The 1,298-nt window shown below is 64.3% G+C and carries 1 protein-coding gene; it reads right to left on the bottom strand.

What is annotated here, in order from left to right:
• The coding region (locus tag ACWC09_RS48265; protein ID WP_450858181.1) for an acyltransferase domain-containing protein at window positions 1-1,298 on the bottom strand (1,298 nt) is incomplete at both ends.

Here is a 1,298-nt window from a genome sequence, read left to right as displayed (position 1 = left end):
CGCCGACCTCCACCCGGAGCCTGACCGCACCCTGCTCGGGCAGAACCAGCGGAGTCTGCACGGTCAGCTCACGCACGATGCCGCAACCGACCCGGTCGGCGGCATGCACCGCCAACTCGACGAAACAAGCACCCGGCAACACGACCGCACCGGCCACTTCATGATCGGCCAGCCAGGGATGAGTGGCCAGGGAGATCCGACCGGTGAAGACCATACTGGCCGCACCCTCGATGACAGCACCGAGCAGCGGATGGCCGGCCGCCGTCAGTCCGACAGCGCCGATGTCACGCCGGCCGGTATCAGGTTTGAGCCAGTAATGCGCTCGCTGGAAAGGATACGTGGGCAACGTGACATGACGGCCCCCGCGCTGATGCACAGGCATGCAATAAACGGCGGCGCCGGCCGTGAAGGCCTCACCGGCCGAACGCAGGAAGCTGGCCAGGTCACCGTTGTGCCGACGCAATGTCCCGACGCTGCGGGCCGGAATGTCCGTGCTGTCGATGGTCTCCTGCACACCGGGAACCAGAACAGGGTGAGGACTGGACTCGATGAAGGTGCCATAACCGTCTGCCAGAAGCAGACGGGTAGCGGCCTCGAACTCGACAGTGCCGCGAAGATTACGGAACCAGTAATCCGCGTCGAGTTCGGCGGTGTCGATTCGCTGCCCGGTGACCGTGGAATAGAAGTGCACCTCACTGGACCGAGGCCGGATCGGTGCCAGCAGTTCCAGCACCTGATCACGAATCCTGTCCACGTGCCGGGAATGTGAGGCGTAATCGACGGAGATACGCCAAGTACGCACGTTATCGGCCTCAAAAGCGGCCTGCATCTGATCGAGGGCCCACGCGCTGCCAGAAACAACAGTCGACGCGGGACCATTGACCGCGGCGATACCGATATCACCGCCCCACCGCTTCAAACGCGGCCGCACCTGCTCGACCGACAACGCGACGGAAACCATGCCACCCTGCCCGCCCAGCGCCCGAATGGCCTGACTCCGCAACGCCACCACACGCGCCGCATCCTCCAGCGACAACGCACCAGCGACACACGCCGCAGCGATCTCCCCCTGCGAATGCCCCAGCACCGCATCCGGCCGCAACCCATGGGACTGCCACAACGCGGCCAGCGACACCATCACCGCGAACAACGCCGGCTGCACCACATCCACCCGCGCCAGCAATGACGCACCCTCATCGGTCAGCAAAACCTCCAGCAGATCCCAATCAACATAAGCAGACAGAGCATCCGCACACTCATCCAGACGAGCCCGGAACAACGGAGCCGTCGCATACAAG

Source organism: Streptomyces sp. NPDC001617 (assembly GCF_053596855.1).
This window is presented reverse-complemented; position numbering and strand designations above follow the sequence as displayed.